Annotated in this window: 1 protein-coding gene; it reads left to right on the top strand. The window is 76.0% G+C overall.

All coding sequences use genetic code 11. The features are described from left to right. Positions 1 to 150 precede the first annotated feature (150 nt). Entirely contained in the window at positions 151 to 642 is a 492-nt protein-coding gene (locus tag FNQ90_RS24475; RefSeq protein WP_323380158.1) for an NUDIX domain-containing protein, read from the top strand. Positions 643 to 1,052 lie beyond the last annotated feature (410 nt).

The following is a 1,052-nucleotide window of genomic DNA, read 5'->3' as shown; positions in this document are numbered from 1 at the left end:
ACCGCACCCCGACGGGTGCGCTCGCGGCGGCCCGTTCGTCGTTCGCGCCCCCTCCGACCCCCACCACGCCGGTGCGATGAGTCCGATGAACGAAGGGGCCTGTGGATAACGGCCGGCGGGTTGTCGGAGCCGGCTCGTACGGTGTGGGGCGTGGACGAGACGACGGTGATCGAGGCGGGTTCCGGAACGCGGGTGCTGGTGGTGCTGTGCGCGGCGGTGGTGGTGCACGACCGGGCGGCGGGTCGGGTCGTGATGGTGCGGCGCGGGCCGGAGGCGGGGTTCGCGCCGGGGCTGTGGGACCTGCCGGTGGGCAAGACCGATCGGGGCGAGTCGGTGAGCGCGGCGGCGGTCCGGGAGCTGTGGGAGGAGACCGGCATCCGGGTCGCCGAGGAGGACCTGACCCTTGCCCATGTGGTGCACGGGGCCCGGGCGCCGAAGGGGCCGGACGGGTTCGTGACCGTGGTCTTCACGGCCGAGCGCTGGGAGGGGGAGCCGGTGAACCGCGAGCCGACCAAGCACGACCGGGTGGAGTGGGTGCCGGTGGGGGCGATACCGGGCGAGGCGGTGCTCTCCACCCATCGGATCCTGGCCGCCTGCGTGGATCGGCGCCCGGCGGGGGTGTCCCTGCACGGGTGGGGCTGAGCGGGCGCCCCCTCGGCGCCCCGACCGCCGGTTCCCCCTTTGCCGGGAAGCCGGGAGGGTGGTGCGGAAGGGGCGGACCCCGGGTGCGGGTGTGCGTGCCGGTGGTGTGTGCGCGGCGGGCAACAAGCGTGCAACAGCCCGCCGTCTTCCGTACCCGACCGCCGGGGCCCGGGCCATGGTGGTGCGGATCCCGCGTGCCCGCGCGGGGTGACGGCGGTCCCGCCGGGGCCGCCCGGAGCGACCCGGATCGGCGAGCCGTCCGGGACGGAGGGGTGACGGGGATGACCACTTCCGGAACAGAGGGTCCGCATTCGGCACCGACGGGCTTCGGACCGCCGCCGAACACACCACCCTCGCCGTTCGGGCCGCCGCCGGGCGGCTTCGGCCCCCCGATCGCGGGGAGCGGGCCG

This window comes from Streptomyces alkaliphilus (genome assembly GCF_014141535.1).
GTDB lineage: Bacteria > Actinomycetota > Actinomycetes > Streptomycetales > Streptomycetaceae > Streptomyces > Streptomyces alkaliphilus.
The sequence above is the reverse complement of the archived record's forward strand: the minus strand, read 5'-3'. Positions and strand labels throughout refer to the sequence as shown.